The organism is Methylobacterium sp. 092160098-2 (genome assembly GCF_028920805.1).
Taxonomy (GTDB): Bacteria; Pseudomonadota; Alphaproteobacteria; order Rhizobiales; family Beijerinckiaceae; genus Methylobacterium; species Methylobacterium fujisawaense.
Genome location: NZ_JAQPZJ010000002.1, coordinates 589686 through 608737 on the forward strand (window position 1 = coordinate 589686; position 19052 = coordinate 608737).

A 19052-nucleotide genomic window follows, 5' to 3' on the forward strand; every position below is an offset into this window, starting at 1 on the left:
GCTCGCGATCATGCCGCTGCCGGGACCGTTTCCGAGTCGCTTCGCTGCCGATCGATGATCGGGTCCGTCAGCGCAGCGATGGCAGCACCGATCAGCGGCTTCTCAGACCGGCCACGGATCTTCTCTTCGCGGAAGTGGGCGATCGCCGCGATGCCTTCGACGTGGAAGGACGCGCGGCCGAGATTGGACATCGCGTACCAAAGGCGCCGATCCACCTTCTTGAGCCACAGAAACTCGGACGGTGCACACGAGGCTCGCTTGCTTCGTGCCGCCTCCAAGGCAGCCAGCATCACCGTGACGGTCATCCCGTGGAGTTCCAACAGTGTGTCCCGGACCTCCTTCAGGCGGACGTCGTCGCGCAGGCGATGCTCCTCCATGAACCGGATCGCAGCGGATTTGGAATCAGTGTCCGTCATGTCTTCGGCAAGTCGGCCCAGCATGTTCGAACGGCGCGGGATTTCGGAGCCGCTGCCGGCGGATGCGAGGATGGATCCGTCTGGGGGCGCCATGGCCAGAAGGCAGAGAAGGAGTGCTTCGACACGAGGATCGCCGAGACCCGTGGTCTTCAATTGCCCTTCCAGACCTATCTCGATGAGGGGCGATGCCAAAGGGTCGTCACCCTTAACTCCCGACAAGAGCAGCCACTCGGACGGCGGCATCGGCGGGTCGTACAGGTCAAACCCGACCGTTCGGACGGTCGAGGACCGGGTCCTGAATGCAAGCCAAGCCGAACCGGAGAGGAGAGACGCAGCCGTCGCTGCGCAGAGGGCCGAGACGTGGTCGGCCATGAAGGAGCCGAGCGGGACTGCGAAGGCCAGCAGCGCAGCACCGCACACCATGCCGACGGCCGTCGAACGGAGATCGATCTTCATTGCGCATTGCTCCGATCTGTAGGCCGCGTATCCCCCAATGATACGAGCTCGGTCGGCGCTATCACCAAGCGCCCGAGGGCCGCCCGATCCTTCGGCCGCGAATGGATCGGCTTGAGGTCTCGCGTCGTCTCGCCGACCGAAAGGCGCAACCGCATGTGGTCGAGGGGTTGGATGACAGTGGTCGCACCCGAAGCGATATCGGCGCGGACGGCGGGATCGGCGACTCCGCTTACCGATCGATCGTCGCTACCGTAGATGATCGAGCAACCGAGCACGGAAGCGTCGAGTGCGAGCCTCCGCATGTCCCCCGAGACGTAGGCCTCGATACCATCCAAGATGATCGGGAACGTCGGCCCGCCCTTCGGTAGGGCGACATCGGGCGGAGAGATGACCTCCCGAACGGATGCGGACAACCTGTGACGAAGCATGGAAAGAAACGCCGATCCGACTGCCTTCACGGCATGAGGGTTGTGGCTACCGCGGTCCAGCATGACGACGAGGATCCTCCGGTTCGCGAGGACCTCACCAAGGTCGATCCGCGACGTAGAAGCATTCATGATTCCGGAATCGGAAAGATAATGAAGCGACTTTGCAACCCACATCTGAATGTATCCGTGGTGTTCCAGCACGTCCCTCGACTGCATCCTGCCCCGCTCGGAATTGTATCCCGGTATCGCGTTTAGATACTGATGTAGACGATCTTTGATCGCCTCGGGGAGCTGATCGCCGAGGCTTTCTCGCGCAAGAGCGATGATGCTGTCGAACGACAGCGCCTCTCGAAGGACGTCGACATCGAAGGGCTCGCCGGCCAGGTCACGCAGCCAGACCCGAGCTTCGACTACGACGGTGGCCAACTCCGTAATCTTCGTCTTCCATTGATCGCCGACTTCGGCATGCCAGTCGATCAGATCGAGAACCGTCTTCGCGATCTCGCTTCCCTTCGCCGCTTCGAAATAGTCGAAAGCGTTCTCCCGTCCGGGACGCTTTTGCCAACCTGCGGTCACGAATATGACGTCGTCTTCGCGACCTAAGGAGGCGGCTGTCGCATGGATCCGGGCTGGGAGTCCGACGTCGAACACCGGCGAAACGTAGATGAGACCGGTACCATTCGCGATCATCTCCTCGGCCAGTGCGAGGAGATATTCGTGCCGCCCGAGGCATGCCTTTTGCGAAACCAGCACGTGGTGCCGCATTTCTCCAGGGCTCATTTTGAGCGGAGCACCGTCGTCCTCGTAGCCGAGGGCGTAGACGCCCTCGCGCCGCTCTACATCCCTTTGAATGAATTCGTCGGCGAAAGGATCGGCCCTGGTTCTATGCCTCGCGAGAAGCAGAAGGGATGCGGCGAGGCCGCTCGCGGCGGCCGAGAACGGCGACACCAATGCTGGAAGCGCCAAGGCTGCAAGTACGGTGGCCGTCTGCAGCCTGGACTCCGCGATCGACGTCACCGTTCGGGAGGCGAGATTCGTCGTTTGGCTCCATGTGCCCATAGCTTACTCCTACCAGCCAGGGAACCATTCCATTCCTTCGGCGCGGTGGAAAGCGCCACTTCCAGGTCCTGGTCCCGGCCCGATTTCTCGGCATGGCGGAAGGGACAGTGGGACCTCCATTCCGCCACAGCCAAGCATCAGGACCACAACCCGCAGCCGCGGCGATCAGAACCGGGGCAGGATCGCCTTCAGCGGCTGCCGCTGATCGTGCCTGACGAGCACGAGGTCGTCCGCTCCGCCGGCATGCAGCTCGAGCGCGGTGCTCCTCTCGACCAGCACCGCCGCTCCGATCTTCTCGTTCGAATGCATCATCGAAAGACGGTCGCGATCCGCGAACACGAGACTGAAGCCGAGTTTTCCGGCCCTGGACGCCAACACGTCGAGTCCGGGGACGAGGTATTGGCCGACGTCGTCGAGGATGATGGGCGTCAACGGCCGGCGTTCGCCGGTCGGCAACTCAAGCGACATACCGTTTGCGGCGTCATTCCCTGATCGGACCCGTCCGGATCGGAGCAATTCCGAGATCTCGTACTTGACCGACGAGAGCACGATCTTCGCCAGAGGCGGGCCGTCCAAGGGAAGGAGGCGCATGTCCGGGGCTTCGACGACGAGGATGCGATTGTTCGCGATGACGTCCACCATGTCGAGCGACGAGGTCCCGGCCGCGAATACATAACCCCAGTAGTCGCACAGGCCGTGCATGGCCCAGCCGAGAAGCATCTGCAGATAACCGTGCTGTTCCTTCGTGTGTTGGCACTGGTCCGCCTTGGAAGGATCGTATCCTGGGATCAGAGACAGGTAGTTTCGCAAACTACCTTTGATGGACGGAGGCAGGATCTCGTCGCGGGACAGCGCTTCGATCGCATCCAATCCAATGTTGTCGCGGATGACGCCGATGTCGAGGGCGAGATCCTCATGGTCCCGTTTCCAGACGAGGGCGGCGCCGACTCCACTCAGCATCGCAACCGCGCGCTCTCTCCAGCGGTCACCATCCGGGCCGCGATCGTCCATGAGCTCCATGCAAAGCTCGACAAGCTTCTGCGACGAGCCGCTCGCGAAGGGATTCCACGTCTCCGACCGTACCACTCGTCCACCGCTCATGAAGTTCAGGACCCTGAAGTCGCTCCCTCGCCCCATCCTCGTCGCCAGGCCTTCGATGCGCTCCGCCAGTCTTCCGTGGCGACTGCAGTCGATGTAGATGAGGCCGGCCCCCTCCTTCATCATGTTCGCCGCCAAGCCGAGCAGCACCTGCGATCGAGGCGTGTCGTTGCCGCCCAGCACCAGGAGTCCCGAACGGATCTCCTGCTCGAGAAGGGAGAAGGTCCGGCCGGTCCTATCGGTGCCGACCGGATATTCCCTGGCTTCGATCGCCTGGAAGGTATCGCTTTGAAACATGGAAGCCTCGCTTTTGCGGGTTGAACGTCGCATGGAACGTAAGCTTCGGAAAGCGTCCGCGATGCCTTCTGGGGCATTCGCTCCTTCGGTGCGGCCGGGCGCGCGAAGCGATCGATCTGGTCTACGTCGATGGCGATCGACGGCGTTTGATCGAAGGAGTCGGATGGTCGGCTGGAAGAAATTTCTTTCGCAGACGCCGGGAGGTGTGCAGGCGATGTTGGGGAGGTCGAGGAGATCGTGATGCGGAAGCGGGGACGTCCGAGAGGCAGCGGCTACGACGATGCCGGTGCAATAGGACAGGTGCTCGATCTGATGACGGTCGAAGGCTTGTCCAGGCGCTCCGCCATCATCCGCATCTGCGGCTTCGACCAGCTGCGCCGCATCGAGTTGAAGATGGCGGCCATCGCACGAACCTTCAGCGCAACAGGATCATATGCAATGTCCGTGAACGAAGAGAATTCTGCCGCTCCCAACGGTGGGAAGGTCTACGACATCTGCCTGAGCGACGTTCTTGAAGCTGCGGAGCGGCAAGGATTCCGCCTGCTCTTCGGCGACGATCCCGGTCTGGCGGCGAAGAAGGAGGACATTCTCGTCATGTCCTTCATGGCGAACCCGATCGATCTTGGAACGCCCCACCGCAGCAACACGCTGAACCCGTTCGCTGGCCCCTTCCCGGATCTCGGCATCGTCCTCGATTGAGGCCTGCGGCCAATCGGCGGATCCGGCCGCGGATGCGCGGCCGGACGGTAGTTCCTCAGCAGACCGGCAGAGCCGCGCCGATCGCGGCGAGGCCGGCGATCATGGCGCCGCCCGCCGCGTAGTCGGCCCAGGCCTTCCGGAGATCGAGGGACGCCAGGGCGCCGCCGGCGGCGATGAAGGTCGCGGCGATGATCGGCATGAAGTCGTTCCTCCGTGGATGAGCGGGACCAACCGATCGAACCCCGGTTTCGGTCCATGCCGCGGTCAAGTTTCCCTGGCGTCGGGCCCGTCCCTCCGCGGGCCGGTCGCCACCACCTTCATCTCGTCGTCCGGAAGCGGGCGCTGGAGCCGCAGCGCCTCCTCCACCGGAGCCTCGAGCCATGTGCGCCACTCCTCGGGCTTCGTCAGGAGGACCGGCATGGCCTTCGGATGGACTGGACCGACGACACCGTTCGGTTCGGTGGTCAGGAAGCTGTAGAGCAGGTGCTCCTCCTCGACCGGATCCTCGCGCTTCGGTCCGCGCACGCCCTTCCAGGGGCGCCAGATGCCGGCGAATGCGAACAGCGGCCGCTCGTCCGAGAGAGCGAACCAGATCGGCGTCTTCCGGGGCTTGGTGTCGGCGTATTCGCTGAACGACGAGACGGGAACGAGGCACCGGTGCCCGGTCTTCAGCCATGGACGCCAGTAGCTCGACTTCACGTTCCGGACGTTGGTGACCGGATGCTGCGGCCCGGCGCTCGCCGGCGACGGGAAGCCCCAGCGCATCATCGCGAGCTCCCTGGCGCCGTCCTGCAGCCGGACGACCGGCGCCATCTGGTCGGGAAAGATGCCGGGCAGCGGCGGCAGGTTGCCGGTCCCGTCGCGTTCGACCTCCATGCGCTCGCGGATCGTCGCCTGGGGTGTGACGAGGCTGTACAGGTTGCACATCGCCCCGACATAGGGCCCGGGCCGTGGAAGTCGTCGGCATCGGCCGCCTCGCGGCTGGACGGCGCCCGCCGGAAGCTACAAGCTTCGCCGATCCTCGACGACGATCCCGGAACTCGATGCACTCGACCCGCCGCGCGGCAGCGATCCTCGACCTTGCGGTCCCGATCTTCGGGACGGCGGGTGCCGGGTGAGTCCGATGAACGGCGTTGCGCCGACGATGCCGGATGCCGGCGACCGGATCCCGCGATCCGTCAGGTACGTGAAGCTCGGCGCCGGCGGCCGATGGTGGAAGGCGGCGAGAGAGCGCGGACAGATCCACTTCGGCTGGACGCAGATACCGGCCGAGGCCCTGGCGGAGACCGACCTCGTCGCGATCGAGAAGGCGGTCCGGGATCACTACGGTCCGAAGCAGGGCGCGACCCAGGACTTCAGGGCAATCCGCAGCGTGCTCGAGGGTCCGGACCGGCACGTCTGGGTCGCCTACGAGGACGGATGCCTGTGGTGGTGCACGGTCCGGGACGGGATCACCGTCAATCCCGAGGGCGAGAGCCTCGAGCTCGGCCACTTCTGGCTCGACTGCGACCGACCCTGGAGCGATCGATCCCTGCAGGGCCGCCGTCTCGCCCTGTCGGAGCTGCCGGGCATCGTCGGCGCCACGAGCGGCTTCCAGGGGACGGCCTGCACGCCCGGGGGCTGGAAGGAGATCCTCCGGATCCTGACCGACGCAGAGGACCCTGCCGTGATGGCGGCGGCCCAGGCCCGCGGCGCCTACGAGACGGCGATCGCGACGCTCGTCGCGCGCCTCATGCCGAAGGATTTCGAGCTGCTGGTGGATCTCGTCCTGTCGAGGACCGGCTGGTCGCGACTGGAGAAGCTCGGAGGCTCGACCGAAGGCGTCGACGTCGAGGTGGAGAATCCCGCGTTGGACGAGATCGCGTTCGTCCAGGTGAAGAGCCGTGCGGACCAAGGGGTGCTCGACGACTACGTCGGCCGGTTCCTGGACAGACGAGACCGCTATGCGCGGATGATCTTCGCGGTCCATTCACCGAAGGGGGAGATCGTTCCGCCGACGGACGAGCCCATCCAGGTGTGGGACGGATCCCGCATCGCCCATCTCGTCGTCCGTCTCGGCCTGGGCGATTGGGTGGCCAACCGGGTCTGAAGCCGGATCGGGGTGGATCCGTCCGAGCCCCGCGGCCGAACCGGTCGGCATCCGTGCCCGATGCAATGCATTTTAGCGATCTTCTGCGGGGACCGTCAGCAGACGTGCGGTAGCTTGGCCTTAGATATTCACGGAGCCGTCATGCCTTCCGCCACCGCCAAGAACTTCCTCGGTCGCATCCTCGTCTCCGTCGGTATCCTCGCCGTCGCTTCGCCGGCCATGGCTGCAGGTCGGTCGATCGTCGGCGAATGGGCTCCGGATCCGGCCAATTGCCTCCCTTTCGCCGGCGCAATGAAGATTTCGGCAATGAGCATGGTTGCGGACGAGATGAGCTGCAGCTTCAGGAGCGTGGTCCGGGATGGCGACAAGGTTACGTGGCGGGGCGGCTGCAGCTCCGGAAGCAAGGACGTGCCCTCGGTCGTGGTCGCGACGCTGCACGGCGAGACGCTTGCGGTGCGGATCAACAACCAGCCGGCGGACACCTACCGGCGCTGCAGGCGCTGACCGGCGTCCGGGCGGTCGCCACCGGGACGCCGACGATCTCCCGCAGGCGGCCCATCGGGCCGCCACGCCGTGCCCCGTCGACGCGGGACGCCTTCAGATCGGCATCGTTCGGCTGAGAGTTCCCCCGCGAACCACCTCGAGCGTGCCGTCGACGAGCGACAGTTGCGTCGGACAGTGCGCCAGGATCGCCTTCGCGGAAAGGCCGCGCCCGCTCCACCGTGCGAGATCAGTCTTGTCGGTGATGCCGAAGACGAGCGAGATGCCCAGCTTGCCGGCCCAGCCGGCCAGATCGCCGATCCCTGCGATCGCGTAGTCGGCGGCGTCGTCCAGCACCAGGAGGTGTGCGGGCGGCCCGGGTGGCTGCAGGCTCCGCACGTCGTCGAACTCACCCCCTTCGCCGAACGGGTCCGATCCGTCCGCCCCCGGGGCCTCGGAGATGGCCGCGTGCAGCGCCGCCTCCAGCGAGAACATGAGGGCGTCCGAACATTCGAGAGCGCGGGCCGGATCCTTCGCGAAGGAGGGCAGAAGCACGACGGTGATCAAGCGGTCGGAGAGACACCGTCCGAACTCCTCGGGGCTCGGCACCTCGGTGGCTGCGACGGGGTCGCCCTCGACCTGGATCAGAACTCGTCCCAAAGACATCGTCGCATAGAAGTGCTGCTCCAGCGTGCGCTGCCCCACCTTCTCCCCCTTCACGTAGAAGGGGGTCGACTCGATGTAGGCGCGCAGTCCCGCGCGGATCGCCTCGGGCAGGTCGGAGGCGATCGAGAGCGTTTCGAGCTCGTCCCAGTCCATGGCCTCGCGGACGCGGTTCATGTCGAGGGAAGCGCCCTGCCGATCGCGTCTCCACACGAGCGCCTGCATCAGCGGCAGAAGAAGGGAGCGGGATCGATCCTTCCAGCGGTCCATGTCGCTTCCCGCCCCCTCGAAGGCGAGCTCTACGAGCATTCCGGACAGATCTTCGGCGGAGCCGGAGGCCAGGGGATCGAAGGCGGAGCGTTCCGACGTCCGGCCGCCCCGCGGCGACAGGAGGTCGACGACACGTAGATCGGAACGGCGACCCAACGACATGGTCATGGACGCCAGCCGGCGTCCCAGCTGGAGATCGCCCTTTCCGTCCACGATCACCACGCCCGATCCCGCGGCCAGGGCGCTTCCGACGAGCGCGAGCAGCAGCTCGGTCTTGCCCGAAGCGGTGTCGCCTATCGCGAGGACGGGGCGCGCCATGTCGTCGTGCGTGAGGTGCAGGACCTCGAACTTCTCGTTGACACCGAGCGGATGGCCCGCGGCCCTGAACTCCTCGGCGATCCTGCGTCGATCCATCGGTTCTCTCGGGCTCCAGTTGCCAACGGAGGGAGCGTCGGTCGCGTCAGCGCTCGCCTGCAGGGGGTAGCGCCTCGGCCACGCGGCCGACGTCGTTCTCAAGCACCGCGAGCTTGACCGACGTTCCGGTGCCGGCAATGCGGTCGAACCGGGCCATGGCATCGTCGCGGACGGCATCCGCGCGATCGAGGAAGGTCTGGAGGGTCTCGGCCTTCGACACCGAGCCGCCTTCCGGAACCGCGTCGGGATCGCGCGCCTGGGCGGCCAGATAGGTCTCGACGTCCGTCCGCAGCGACGCGAGTTCCGACGCGTCCACGGTGCCGTCGAAGTTCGCATCCGTGGTGGACATGAATTCCGCGGCCGCCTCGCGCTCGTCTACCGGCATCGTCGCGAGCAGCGCCTGCATCTCCTGCGGGGTGACGACGTCGTCGTGGTCGACGTCGGCGCGGTCGTACAGGGCGAGCGTGCCCCGAGCCGCCGCCGGGAAATCGATGCCGCCCGCCTGCGGATCCGCCCCCGCGACGCGTATCATGACCGACCAGTCGTGCTCGAAGCCGGGGCGGACCTGCTCCTTGAAGGAGGCGAGCGCGGTCTCGAGTTCGGACCGGTCTACCACGCCGTCGTGGTTCGCATCCGCCATCACGAAGATCGCCGAGACCGTCGAAGTCAGCGGCTGCGGCTCAGGCATTGCGGCGGCCAGAGCCGGCGCCGCGACGAGACCCAGGAAGGAACCGATGAAGAGAGCGCGCATTTCGTATCTCCCGTTCCTTCGAGCTTAGGTTCATTCCTTCGCAGACGCAATTCGGGGGCGGATCCTTCGAGAAGCTTCGGGCGGGCCGGCGGCGAGCCGCTGGACGCGCCAACGACCGATCTGCCCGGCATGATCGCCGTATCAGCTCGAGACTTCGAACCCTTGCGGGAGCGGTGCGCGATCGGCAGCGATGTTCGGCTGCCGGACACGCACCGGCGCAACGATGCTCGGGGACTTCGGCAGGAAATCGGCCGATACGCGTCGTCGGACACGCTCGGCTCCCGAGTAGGCGCGCGGGCCTGCAGCCGGCCGCCATTCCGGACCGGCGGGAAGCCGGACATCCATGGTCCGGTCGCGGTCGGGTCGTCGAACGGGAGAAGGCCCGCGGACGGTGCTTCCGTCCACGGGCCTCCTCCCGTTCGTTTCCGTTCCGATCCGAAGGTCAGGCGGCCTTCTTGCGCGGAGCGGTCTTCTTCTCGACGGTCGCCTCCGCCTGGGTCTGCCTGGCACCCACCTGACCCAATCCGATCGCCTTCGCGAGCTCGGAGCGCTTCGCCGCGTAGCTCGGAGCGACCATCGGGTAGTCCTGCGGCAGACCGTACCGTTCGCGGTACTGCTGCGGGGTGACGCCGTGGCTGGTGAGATGGCGCTTGAGGGTCTTGTACGACTTGCCGTCGATGAAGCTGACGATGCCATCGTCCGAGATCGACTTGCGGATGGCGCCTGCGGTCGGCTTGGCCACCTCCTCAACCGCCGCGGCGGAGACCGACCCGGTGCCGAGACCGGCGACTGCGTTGTGGATGGAGGCGATCAAGGCGGGCAGTTCGGTCGAGGGAACCGAGTTGTTGGAGACGTACGCCGCGACAAGATTGGCGGCCGTCTCGATGAAGCGCGACGATTCCGAGTTCTGATTGATCATGTCTGAATACACTTTCGATAGTCAGGCGCCCGCCTAATTCCTGATGGGCAGATCGCGCCGCCGATGCGGTCTCAACATATGTTGGCCGCGAAGTAAAGTCTGGTTCCTTCGATCACAACCCGGCCATGCATCCTTAACCAAGCAGATTCGGCGGTCGCGCCCGCCACGAATACGGTCAAGCTAGTTCGAGGAGGGCCCTCCAGGCCATTCCGGAATTCATCCACTTCGAAGTCGCGCGTCGCGCGATCCCGCCACGGGCGGGGCTTGAAGCCGCACTCCGGGCTACGGCGTCGTCCACAGCCATCCACAAGCGCCCGACGCCTCTAACCATCGGTCGCGACACTCCTTTTTCGATGCAGTCGCAACGTCGCCGAATCCGGCTTGCCCGAACGACCTCCTCCATGTTCTTGTTTCGTTCCCGAAGCGCCGATCGGAGGCCCCATGCTGCAAGTCGCCCGTCCAACCGGTCTTCAGGTTCCGCTGCCGATCCTGGCCAGGGCGGTGAAGGCTGGATTCCCCTCCCCTGCGGACGACTTCATCGAGCAGGAGATCGATCTCCAGCGCCTTCTGATACCCAACCGTCCGTCCACGTTTCTGGTGCGCGTGGCCGGCGACTCCATGGTGCTGGCGCGCCTCTTCGACGGGGATATTGCGGTCGTTGACCGGTCCATCGAGCCCGCCGACGGGGACGTGGTGGTCGTCGACATCGACGGGGAACGCAGCTTCAAGGTCTGGTCGCGAAGGCACCAGCGCGTGCGCCTGTCCTTCGCGAATCCGCGGTTTCCGGAGTTCGATCTCCCGCCCGGCGCCATCGTCGAGGTCTGGGGCGTGGTCTCCGGCTCCATCAACCCGCGCCGTCGCGCCTCGGCCGTCCGGTAGGACCGTGTCCGACCGCCCGCGCGGGGCATCCGCCACGGGAGGCGCGGCCTCGTGACCGCCGCGCCCCGATCCTTCGCCCTGAGCGACGGCAACAGCTTCTACTGCTCCTGCGAGCGTGTCTTCGATCCCCGGCTCGCTCGCGTGCCGGTCATCGTCCTCTCGAACAACGACGGATGCGCGATCGCCAGGACGCAGGAGGCGAAGGACCTGGGCATCCGCATGGGCGAGCCCTGGTTCAAGATCCGCCAGCTCTGCCGGAACCAGGGCGTGCGGGTCTACTCCTCGAACTACGCCCTCTACGGAGACATGTCCGCCCGGGTGAACGAGGTCTACCGGCGCTTCTCGCCCCGCATCGAGATCTACTCGATCGACGAGAGCTTCGTGGACCTGTCGGACGTGCGGGAGTCGGAGCGTTCCGAGCTCGCGCGGGACATGCGGGAGACCGTGCGCCGCTGGACCGGAATACCGACCTGCGTCGGCATCGGGCCGACCAGGACCCTGTCGAAGCTCGCCAACCACATCGCGAAGAAGCACCCGGAACTCGGCGGCGTCTGCGATCTCACGGACGAGGACGAGCGGGCGGCCTGGATGGTGCGGATCCCGCTGCAGGACATCTGGGGCGTCGGACCGGCGACCGCGAGGAAGCTCGAGGAGATCGGTTGCGACAGCGTCGCCGACGTGCGGGATCTGGATCCGCGCTCGGTGCGCAAGCGGCTGACCGTCGTCGGCGAGCGCCTCGTGTACGAGCTGCGCGGCATCGCCTGCCTCGATCTCGAGACCGTGGCGCCGACGCGCAAGGGATGCGCGGTCACGCGTTCCTTCTCGGACCGCGTCGAGGACCTCGACACCATGCTTCAGGCGGTCGCGACCCACGCCACGCGGCTCGGGGAGAAGCTGCGCGCCGGCGGCCTGGGGACCGATCATCTCACGGTCTTCTTCCACACCTCGGAACACGATCGGGACCGCCCCCAGCGGTCGGTGTCGACCGTCGTCACGCTGCCGGAGGCCTCGAACGACAGCCTCGTCCTGGTCAAGGCGGCCTCGTTCGGCGTGCGGCGGGCGTGGAGGGACGGGTACCGATGGTCGAAGTCCGGCATCATCACCACCGACCTCCTGCCTCTGGGAACGTCCCAGCGCGCGCTGATCGGCGACTTCGACCGCGAGCGCGGTGGCGCGCTCATGGAAGCCATGGACGCATGCAACCGGCGCTTCGGGCGGGGCACAGTGGTCCCGGCCTCCGCAGGGTTGGAGAAGGAACGCTCCTGGTCGACGAAGTTTGAGATGCGCTCGCCGCGCTACACGACGAGGCTCGACGAGTTGCCGGTGGTCCGGGCGTGACCCGACGCGGCCGGAGCCGCTCAGTCGGGGATCCTGGCCTTCCTCGGCGGCAGCACCAGGAGCGACACCTCCGGACAGTCCGCCGTCGCCGGCGTCAGCGTGCGACGACCGAACGGGATCACGTTCCCGGACCGCTCCGGGAACGTGGAGGCGGCGGGGGCCGCCGACACCTTCGGAGCCGATCCGCCGGTGGCGATCCGCATCTTCGTGTAGGGCGAGTAGCGCCTGCGCTCCAGCCACGCGGGGAAACGGACCTTTTTCATCACGCCCTCGGCGGCTCTCCGATCGGAACCGAACGCAGACATGGAAACGGCCTTCCAGGCCGGAGGGGAATGACAGTGCGTCCCAAAGAGTTGCGTAGGCGTCCAAGATCGGCTCCGCCTCCCCCGAAACCGGACTCACTCGGCCTTGGCCGCCTCCCTGGCGAGCCGCTGCGCCCGAAGGCGCGCCGTTCTCTCGTCGCGCGCGCGCCGTTCGCGTTCGACGTCGGCCCAGACCGCGGCGGCCGCTTCGCTCCGTTCGGCCTCGCGGGCCGCCTTGGTCTCGGCCCGGCCGACCGCGCCGCTGTCCCGGTGATCCACTTCCACCTCCGTGAGGAAATCGGCGGGATACTTAGCGCAGCCGTGGACCGCGACACCCCTCCGGAGAGATCGCCGGCGGGTGTCGGGTGCGCTCTGAAGGAACCAATTGTCGCTCCGACGGGAGGCGCGCCTTGCCAACGCACGTCCTGCACCCCATCGAAACGTCGAGCGAAGAAGTCGCGTGACGCGGGCGCTGTATCGTCGACCGCCCGTGCAACGAGAACCGCGAGGAGAAGGTGATGGCCAACAAGACGACGTACATCGTCCAGGCGTTCGAATTGAAGCGGAAGCGGCTTGTGCCCGGCGACCGCCAGCCGGCGACCACGGATCATGGAGCCAGAAAGCGCGCCGAGGCCGTGGCCGGCCGCAAACCGGGCGCCGCCGCCCTCAAGGTGGTCGCCGACGACGAGACGGGCGAGCTCGAGAGCATCGAGGTTCTCGCGAAGTTTGGCGAGGTTCCGGACGACTTCGAGGAGAGCTTGGCCGCATGAAGGCATAAAAAAAGGGCCTCAGCCCCCACCGCATCCACCCCCGCCGCATCCGCTTCCGCAGGAGGCGCCTCCGCAGCCTTCGCCTTCGCCGCCTCCCCCTCCGCCTCCGTCGGGGCAACCTCCGCCGCCCTCCGCCGCGACGAGGCCGCCTCCGCCGTCGCACGAGCCTCCGCCTCGATCCCGCTTCCGGGAGGGGCTCGCCGGCGTGGCCGAGCTAGCGAGCAGGATCAGGCTGACCAGGACCACGACGCCGGCCGAGAGGAGGCCGACCTCCGCTCCGAGGAACTTCCAGGCCATGGCGGTGAGGAAGAGGCCCGGCAGTAGGACGAGGCCGGGGGAGGCATCCGAGCTGCCGGCTGCCACGGGGGCGGGCGCGGACACCGGCTGCGGCCACCACCGGGCGGGCGGTTCTCCGAACTCGGCCCTGTAGAGGTCCAGCGTGGCTCGGTAGGCATCGCGGAAGTGCGCCTCGTCGACCGCGCCTTCGCCCGGCTCGTGATGGAGGAGGTGCCCTCGGGTCTCCAGGCAGAAGTTCCCGTACGACCGCGTGAAGAGCAGGTGCGCGTGCCAGACCTCGTCGACGGCCTTGGAGGGCGTCGCTCCCGTGGGAGAGACCCAGGCGAGATATGCGAAGCGCAGGTACTCGAGGAGCGCGTCCGAGGCGGCGGCCCTGTCGATCGCGAGGGCGACGCGGATCCTGGACATGAAGGCCTCGTCGGAGGCGAGGCGGTCGCGCCAGGGTAGGATCCGGGCCCAGAGGTCCGGCGTCGAGAGCGCGTATCGGTTTTCGGGAGTTTCGGTTTGGACGGTATGTTCGTTCTTGTTCTTCATTGATCGTGACTAGAGCCGGCTTCATGACGATCGGATGACATGAAGCCGGCTCGTCGTCCGGTCGAAGGAACGGTTGCGTTGACGCGTCTGCTCGGTTCAGGGGCAGCGGACCAGCGGGAACGAGTCGCCCGACGCCGGCGAATGCCACGTCATCGATCGCGGCTTCACATCCATCAGGGTGACGCTGTACCCATCCTCCAGTTCGACCCGCCACCAGCCGCGGCTGCGCTCGACCGTACGGATCGGGGAGGGCTTGGTGCCGGGCGCCGCGTACGTTCGCGGCGTGATCCTGAAGGGCGAACGGCAGGTGGCGGGACCGCCGCTCCAGCGCCCCTCGAACGGGAGCGCCCCCGCGGCCGCAGGACCGGCCACGAGGAGGGTCAGAAGGAACGTCGCGATGCGCATGGTCCAGACTCCGTCTTGATCGTCCGTTCCCGCCGCCGCTTCGACGGCACGGGCCTTCAGCCCTTCCAGTTCTTCAGCGCGGCGAAGGGGCTGTCCGACTCCTTCGGCTTGGGTGGGCAGAGAACGGGCTCCACCTGCGAGACGGCGTCCGCCATCGAGAACGCGGATCCGTTCGGCAGCTTCCCGCCGGCGGAATCCGCGTGCCCCCCGCCCCTGAACTTGCGGGCGCCCTCAAGGGCGGTTCCGTTCCGCGAGCGGAACGACATGCCGCCGCCGCGGCCGGCGTTGACCACCCGCTGCGCGTCCCCGCGCTCCATGATGTGGTCGGAGACCGCCTGGAAGACGCCGCCGTCCAGACCGAACGACAGCATCGTACCGTCCGGCAGCTTCCTGAAGAGCTCCGTCGACCGCGACAGGGCGAGCGACAGCCTCGCTCTGACCGTCAGCGCGGGATCGTCGCCGGGCTCGTCGCGGAGCAGTTCGTCGACGACCGCCTTGCGGAGCGAGGGCACGATCAGCTCGATGTCGGCCGGCGGCACGCCGGCCTGCAGGCGGGCCGCGACCGCCATCAGGATGTTGCCCACGAACCGGTCGTGCCAGGGATGGCCGGCGGGGACGTAGGCGACGGCGCTGTCCCAGAAGGTCTCGTTCAGGATGACGCCGTTGCGGAAGGCGGGGTCGGTCTTCCGCCAGAGATCGTAGGCGTCGACGGCATCGACCAGCGCGCGCAGGTGCCGCTCGAGGTCGGCCGTCACCTCGCGGTCCGAGAAGAGGGTCCTGCACTCGAACGCGAGCCGCGTCGCGCACCGTCCGTCGTCGATGCCGACGTGGATCCCGGGATCGCCGAGGTCGAACAAGGCGGTCCGGCCGTCCTCGGAAGGTGTCGGGTTCAGGTCCTGCGCTTTCAGGTTCTCGATCGACGAGACGTGGTGGTCCAGGACGACGAGCCGGTGTCTCCGCTCCTCGGGGCGCTTCCGGTTCGCCGCGGCGAAGCCCTTGATGAACCGGACCGCGTCGCCTTCCAGGCTGAGGTCGGTGATCAGAAGGAGCTCGGGATCGCGCGCCCGGGCGAGACGCTCGGCCTCCCGGTCCAGAACGGCGCCGACATCGGAGTATCGCGGCACGTGCACGATCCGCCCGACGTCGGCGAAGAAGCCGGCCACGATGCACGCCCCGTAGCCGTCGAGGTCGTGATGAGAGATCTGTGTGATGGTCAAGGTCGGTCCCGTCATTGCTTCGTACGAGATCGCCCGGCTTCAGGCGGCGCGCAAGGTGTCGATGGCCTCGAGCGCACGTTCCCGGGCGGTGCGCGCGCGGGCCATGGGCCCCGCAAGCTCGCGGCCTTCGAGGCAGGCCTCCTCCAGATCCCTGCATGCGTCGGCGAGTTCGGCGAACCCCAGCTGCCCGGCCTCACCCTTCAGAGCGTGGGCGTCCCTGGCCAGGGCGTCGCGGTCCGGCTGCTCCTCGACGAAGCTCTCCCGCAGATCGTGCTCGAAGGAGTCGAGCAGCCGCATGCAGGTTTCGCGACCCACGGCGGACACGAGCTTGCCGAAGACCGACGTCGAAGGCTCGGAGATCGCGTCGGCCGTCTCGCGGGACCGATCGGCGCGGCCCGTCCACCGGGCGATGACGCGGTCGAGATCCTGCGGCTCGAACGGCTTTCCGACGTGGTCGTTCATGCCGGCGGCCCGGATCGCGTCGATCTGGTCGGGGAGCACGTTGGCCGTCATCGCGACGATCGGAAGCTCGGACCGGCTGCCGCCCAGAGCGCGGATGCCGCGCGTCGCGGCCATGCCGTCCATGCCCGGCATCTGGATGTCCATCAGGACCAGGTCGTACTCGTTCCGCCCGGCCTTCTCGACCGCCTCGACGCCGTCGACGGCGGCCTCGACGGCGTGCCCGGCCGCCCGCAGCACCGTCAGCGCCAGCTCGCGGTTCACCTCGACGTCCTCGACCACGAGGATCCTGCGCGGTCGGCATTCCTCGTGCTGCGGGCGCACGCTGCCGTAGTCGACATCCGCCTCGGTCGCTGGCTGGAACGCGATCTCGAACGAGAACTCGGAGCCCTGCCCCTGACGGCTCTCGACGCTGATCTCGCCGCCCATGAGCCCGACGAGCTGCTGGCTGATGGCGAGACCCAGGCCGGTGCCGCCGTAGCGGCGGGCGATCGTTCCGTCGATCTGGGAGAACCGCTGGAACAGTCGCGCCTGCTGATTGGGCGCGATGCCGATGCCCGTGTCGCGGACGCGGAAGCGGATGCGGCGCCCCATCCTGTCGGGCCCCCTGTCCTCCACGTGGAGCACGACCTCGCCCGCGGGAGTGAACTTCACGGCGTTGTTCAGAAGGTTCAGCAGAACCTGACGCAGGCGGTTCTCGTCGCCCAGGACCAGCTCGGGCAGATCCGGGGTCACGCGGCTCTCAAGCCTGAGGCCCCTGCCTATTGACGAGCCTCGGACGATCGACATCACGTCGTCGATCAGCTTCCTCGGCCGGAAGGCGACGGGATCGAGCGCGATCTGTCCCGCCTCGATCTTCGAGAAGTCCAGGATGTCGTCGACCACGGTCTTGAGGGCGGCGCTGGCGGTCCGGATGCGGTCGGCGTAGCGCGCCTGGGTGGGCGTCAGGTCCGCGTCCTTGAGGAGAAGGCCCGTGTAGCCCGCTATGCCGTTCAGGGGCGTCCGGATCTCGTGGCTCACGGTGGCCAGGAACTCGCTCTTGGCGGCACTTGCACGCTCCGCATCGCGCTTGGCGCGCTCGGCATCCATCCGGGCCTGGACCAGCTCCTTCTCGGCGCTCTTGCGCTGTTCGACGTTCCTGACGGACGCCACGAAGCCGACGTCCTCGCCGGCGTCGTTCCGCACGCGACGCCAATGCGACTCGCACCAGACCCAGCGGCCATCCTTGTGCTGCAACCGGTGCGTGGAGGTCGCGCGGTCGTTGCCAGCCTTGAGCTCGCCGATGCAGCGTACCATGGAGGGGAGGTCGTCGGCGTGGACGTTCTCCAACGGCGAGGAGCCGATCAGCTCTTCGGGCTCGTATCCGAGAAGCTCCCGGCACGATCTCGAGATGTGGGTCCGGTTCGCCTCGAGATCGAGCTCGACGATCAGGTCGCTCGTATTGTCCGCCAGAAGACGTCGGCGGGCCTCGCTGGCCCGCAGGGCACTTTCCGCCTCGGCGATGTGGGTGACGTCGCGGATGCTGGCCACGACGCGGACCACCTCGCCGGATCCCGGGTCGTGCAGTGGGACATGGATCTTCTCAAGCACCAGGCCGCGGGTGGCAGACGCGTAGGTGACCTGCTGCCGGATCGGTCCGGATCCGGCGAACACGGCCTCCACGGCCTCCAGCACGGGAAGAGAGGCCTCGGCTCCCAGGATCGCCTCGACGGCCTTGCCTTCCAGGACGGCGCGGGAGACGTGGAGGTGGTCGGCCGCGGCCTGATTGCACGCCTCGATCACGGGCCTTCCGTCCGGGCCGCGGCGGTGGACGAACAGCATCTCGGGCGAGTTCTCGAAGACGCCCCTGAACAGGGTCTCGGCCTCCTGGAGCCGGCGCTCCAGCCGCGACCGGTCCGCGAGGACAGCCACCACGGGCAGGACGGCGAGAACAGTCCCGGCGAGGAACGCCTCCAGGACGAGCACCTGGCTCTCGTTCGACGGGTTCACCTGCGCGATCGGCCCGAGCCCGTTGAAGGTCATGACGTACGCGGCGACCGCCGTTGCCCCGATCCCGATGACCGCTCCGAGAGGCCCGGTGCGCAGACCCATGTGGACGAGGATCGACACCGGGAGGAAGAGGATCGGGTAGGTGCTCTGGCTGAACGCCATCCCGAGGACGCCGGCGAGGACGAAGGTCCATGCGGCGATCTCGCGTCGGGTCGCGGGGGGAACGTCCCGCAGCCGCAACGGCGTGCAGATGCAGATCAGGGGCGTGACCGTCAGGATGCCCAGGGCGTCGGCGGAGAACCACGTCAGCCATGCCGCCCCGAAGCTTTCCCCGCGGGCGTGAAGGATGACGGCCGCCGCGAGGCCGGAGGCCGCCGGCCCGAACAATGCCGCGGCGGGCACGAACCATCTGAGGTCGCGGATCCGTGTCAGATCGATGCCGGTCCCGAAGATGGAGCCCAGAATGCCCGCTCCGAGCAGGACTTCCACGGTGTTCGCGGCCGTCAGTCCCGCCGCGAGCGCAGGGTCGTCGCCCGCCGTGAGATCGGCGCAGAAGTTTCCGAGGACGAGCGCGCCGATCCAGCGCGGCCAACGGGATGCCGGCGAACGCAGCAGAACCGACAGAACGACGGGGTTGGCGAGCCAGATGCAGGCGACGCGGCCGGCATGATGGGAGACGATGCCCCACCACGAGGCCGCGAAGACGAAGATGCAGAGGGCGACGAATCCGGGAACGCCGGCCGCTTGGCGGCGGAGCCATCCGGCCGAGCCCCCCGTCGCGCATGTCCCGTCGCCGCTTTCAGCCGCTCTAACCGCCATCGGT

At 67.3% G+C, this 19052-nt stretch carries 20 protein-coding genes; 6 read left to right on the forward strand and 14 right to left on the reverse strand.

Annotated elements, in window-relative coordinates; translation table 11 throughout:
• Window positions 1–8: 8 nt before the first annotated feature.
• From PQI07_RS28185 to PQI07_RS28195, 3 genes are all read right to left on the reverse strand, one after another.
• The gene (locus PQI07_RS28185; protein ID WP_274928252.1) at window positions 9–872 is read right to left on the reverse strand and encodes a secretion/conjugation apparatus DotM-related subunit; all 864 of its coding nucleotides are present in this window, start codon (window positions 870–872) and stop codon (window positions 9–11) included.
• Window positions 869–2359: a hypothetical protein gene (locus PQI07_RS28190; protein WP_274928253.1), complete on the reverse strand. Its 1491-nt coding sequence runs from the start codon at window positions 2357–2359 to the stop codon at window positions 869–871. Before PQI07_RS28190 ends, PQI07_RS28185 begins: the two co-directional genes overlap by 4 nt.
• Window positions 2360–2524: 165 nt before the next feature.
• Window positions 2525–3754 carry a hypothetical protein gene (locus PQI07_RS28195; RefSeq protein ID WP_274928254.1) on the reverse strand — a complete coding sequence of 410 codons (1230 nt, stop codon included), beginning with the start codon at window positions 3752–3754 and terminating at the stop codon, window positions 2525–2527.
• Window positions 3755–3994: 240 nt separating this feature from the next.
• On the opposite strand from PQI07_RS28195, the gene PQI07_RS28200 reads away from it, so the two are divergent.
• On the forward strand, window positions 3995–4453 hold the full coding sequence (locus tag PQI07_RS28200) for a hypothetical protein (protein ID WP_274928255.1): 459 nt from the start codon (window positions 3995–3997) through the stop codon (window positions 4451–4453).
• Between the two features lie 55 nt (window positions 4454–4508).
• Here the strand turns inward: PQI07_RS28200 and PQI07_RS28205 are convergent, their stop codons facing one another.
• Both PQI07_RS28205 and PQI07_RS28210 read right to left on the reverse strand, forming a co-directional pair.
• On the reverse strand, window positions 4509–4652 hold the full coding sequence (locus PQI07_RS28205) for a hypothetical protein (protein ID WP_274928256.1): 144 nt from the start codon (window positions 4650–4652) through the stop codon (window positions 4509–4511).
• 65 nt (window positions 4653–4717) lie between these two features.
• On the reverse strand, window positions 4718–5380 hold the full coding sequence (locus PQI07_RS28210) for an SOS response-associated peptidase (RefSeq protein ID WP_274928257.1): 663 nt from the start codon (window positions 5378–5380) through the stop codon (window positions 4718–4720).
• A 196-nt stretch (window positions 5381–5576) separates the two neighbouring features.
• Here PQI07_RS28210 and PQI07_RS28215 point away from each other — a divergent pair, with 196 nt between their 5' ends.
• Both PQI07_RS28215 and PQI07_RS28220 read left to right on the forward strand, forming a co-directional pair.
• Window positions 5577–6542: a restriction endonuclease gene (locus PQI07_RS28215; RefSeq protein ID WP_274928258.1), complete on the forward strand. Its 966-nt coding sequence runs from the start codon at window positions 5577–5579 to the stop codon at window positions 6540–6542.
• Window positions 6543–6683: 141 nt separating this feature from the next.
• Window positions 6684–7046, forward strand: a complete 363-nt coding sequence (locus PQI07_RS28220) for a hypothetical protein (RefSeq protein ID WP_274928259.1) — start codon at window positions 6684–6686, stop codon at window positions 7044–7046.
• Between the two features lie 93 nt (window positions 7047–7139).
• Here PQI07_RS28220 and PQI07_RS28225 read toward each other — a convergent pair whose 3' ends face one another.
• The 3 genes from PQI07_RS28225 to PQI07_RS28235 form a co-directional block, all read right to left on the reverse strand.
• Window positions 7140–8369: a type IV secretory system conjugative DNA transfer family protein gene (locus PQI07_RS28225; RefSeq protein ID WP_274928260.1), complete on the reverse strand. Its 1230-nt coding sequence runs from the start codon at window positions 8367–8369 to the stop codon at window positions 7140–7142.
• 46 nt (window positions 8370–8415) lie between these two features.
• Window positions 8416–9120 (reverse strand): EF-hand domain-containing protein, encoded by a 705-nt coding sequence (locus PQI07_RS28230; protein WP_274928261.1) that lies wholly within the window; start codon window positions 9118–9120, stop codon window positions 8416–8418.
• 442 nt (window positions 9121–9562) lie between these two features.
• Window positions 9563–10039, reverse strand: coding sequence for a Ros/MucR family transcriptional regulator (locus tag PQI07_RS28235; RefSeq protein WP_274928262.1), 477 nt, complete (start codon window positions 10037–10039; stop codon window positions 9563–9565).
• Window positions 10040–10480: 441 nt separating this feature from the next.
• Between PQI07_RS28235 and PQI07_RS28240 the strand changes: the two genes are divergently transcribed.
• Both PQI07_RS28240 and PQI07_RS28245 read left to right on the forward strand, forming a co-directional pair.
• Complete coding sequence (locus PQI07_RS28240) at window positions 10481–10918, forward strand: LexA family protein (RefSeq protein WP_274928263.1); 438 nt, start codon at window positions 10481–10483, stop codon at window positions 10916–10918.
• 51 nt (window positions 10919–10969) lie between these two features.
• A complete protein-coding gene (locus PQI07_RS28245; protein WP_274928264.1) occupies window positions 10970–12256 on the forward strand; it encodes a Y-family DNA polymerase in 1287 nt (428 codons plus the stop codon).
• 20 nt (window positions 12257–12276) lie between these two features.
• Here the strand turns inward: PQI07_RS28245 and PQI07_RS28250 are convergent, their stop codons facing one another.
• Both PQI07_RS28250 and PQI07_RS28255 read right to left on the reverse strand, forming a co-directional pair.
• A complete protein-coding gene (locus tag PQI07_RS28250; protein ID WP_274928265.1) occupies window positions 12277–12519 on the reverse strand; it encodes a hypothetical protein in 243 nt (80 codons plus the stop codon).
• Between the two features lie 135 nt (window positions 12520–12654).
• On the reverse strand, window positions 12655–12837 hold the full coding sequence (locus tag PQI07_RS28255) for a hypothetical protein (RefSeq protein ID WP_274928266.1): 183 nt from the start codon (window positions 12835–12837) through the stop codon (window positions 12655–12657).
• 239 nt (window positions 12838–13076) lie between these two features.
• Between PQI07_RS28255 and PQI07_RS28260 the strand changes: the two genes are divergently transcribed.
• Window positions 13077–13328, forward strand: a complete 252-nt coding sequence (locus PQI07_RS28260) for a hypothetical protein (RefSeq protein WP_274928267.1) — start codon at window positions 13077–13079, stop codon at window positions 13326–13328.
• An 18-nt stretch (window positions 13329–13346) separates the two neighbouring features.
• On the opposite strand, the gene PQI07_RS28265 is transcribed toward PQI07_RS28260, so the two are convergent.
• The 4 genes from PQI07_RS28265 to PQI07_RS28280 form a co-directional block, all read right to left on the reverse strand.
• Window positions 13347–14159 (reverse strand): glycine-rich domain-containing protein, encoded by an 813-nt coding sequence (locus tag PQI07_RS28265; RefSeq protein WP_274928268.1) that lies wholly within the window; start codon window positions 14157–14159, stop codon window positions 13347–13349.
• A gap of 96 nt (window positions 14160–14255) precedes the next feature.
• Window positions 14256–14564, reverse strand: coding sequence for a hypothetical protein (locus tag PQI07_RS28270; RefSeq protein ID WP_274928269.1), 309 nt, complete (start codon window positions 14562–14564; stop codon window positions 14256–14258).
• A gap of 56 nt (window positions 14565–14620) precedes the next feature.
• Complete coding sequence (locus PQI07_RS28275) at window positions 14621–15781, reverse strand: dimethylmenaquinone methyltransferase (RefSeq protein WP_274928270.1); 1161 nt, start codon at window positions 15779–15781, stop codon at window positions 14621–14623.
• 39 nt (window positions 15782–15820) lie between these two features.
• Complete coding sequence (locus tag PQI07_RS28280; protein ID WP_274928271.1) at window positions 15821–19048, reverse strand: PAS domain S-box protein; 3228 nt, start codon at window positions 19046–19048, stop codon at window positions 15821–15823.
• Window positions 19049–19052: the final 4 nt, after the last annotated feature.

Coding starts and splice junctions, on each gene's coding strand:
- PQI07_RS28225 (WP_274928260.1), bottom strand. CDS start 8,369: ATGGATCGACGCAGGATCGCCGAGGAGTTCAGGGCCGCGGGCCATCCG.
- PQI07_RS28185 (WP_274928252.1), bottom strand. CDS start 872: ATGAAGATCGATCTCCGTTCGACGGCCGTCGGCATGGTGTGCGGTGCT.
- PQI07_RS28190 (WP_274928253.1), bottom strand. CDS start 2,359: ATGGGCACATGGAGCCAAACGACGAATCTCGCCTCCCGAACGGTGACG.
- PQI07_RS28260 (WP_274928267.1), top strand. CDS start 13,077: ATGGCCAACAAGACGACGTACATCGTCCAGGCGTTCGAATTGAAGCGG.
- PQI07_RS28200 (WP_274928255.1), top strand. CDS start 3,995: ATGCGGAAGCGGGGACGTCCGAGAGGCAGCGGCTACGACGATGCCGGT.
- PQI07_RS28215 (WP_274928258.1), top strand. CDS start 5,577: ATGAACGGCGTTGCGCCGACGATGCCGGATGCCGGCGACCGGATCCCG.
- PQI07_RS28250 (WP_274928265.1), bottom strand. CDS start 12,519: ATGAAAAAGGTCCGTTTCCCCGCGTGGCTGGAGCGCAGGCGCTACTCG.
- PQI07_RS28280 (WP_274928271.1), bottom strand. CDS start 19,048: ATGGCGGTTAGAGCGGCTGAAAGCGGCGACGGGACATGCGCGACGGGG.
- PQI07_RS28230 (WP_274928261.1), bottom strand. CDS start 9,120: ATGCGCGCTCTCTTCATCGGTTCCTTCCTGGGTCTCGTCGCGGCGCCG.
- PQI07_RS28210 (WP_274928257.1), bottom strand. CDS start 5,380: ATGTGCAACCTGTACAGCCTCGTCACACCCCAGGCGACGATCCGCGAG.
- PQI07_RS28265 (WP_274928268.1), bottom strand. CDS start 14,159: ATGAAGAACAAGAACGAACATACCGTCCAAACCGAAACTCCCGAAAAC.
- PQI07_RS28220 (WP_274928259.1), top strand. CDS start 6,684: ATGCCTTCCGCCACCGCCAAGAACTTCCTCGGTCGCATCCTCGTCTCC.
- PQI07_RS28235 (WP_274928262.1), bottom strand. CDS start 10,039: ATGATCAATCAGAACTCGGAATCGTCGCGCTTCATCGAGACGGCCGCC.
- PQI07_RS28205 (WP_274928256.1), bottom strand. CDS start 4,652: ATGCCGATCATCGCCGCGACCTTCATCGCCGCCGGCGGCGCCCTGGCG.
- PQI07_RS28195 (WP_274928254.1), bottom strand. CDS start 3,754: ATGTTTCAAAGCGATACCTTCCAGGCGATCGAAGCCAGGGAATATCCG.
- PQI07_RS28240 (WP_274928263.1), top strand. CDS start 10,481: ATGCTGCAAGTCGCCCGTCCAACCGGTCTTCAGGTTCCGCTGCCGATC.
- PQI07_RS28270 (WP_274928269.1), bottom strand. CDS start 14,564: ATGCGCATCGCGACGTTCCTTCTGACCCTCCTCGTGGCCGGTCCTGCG.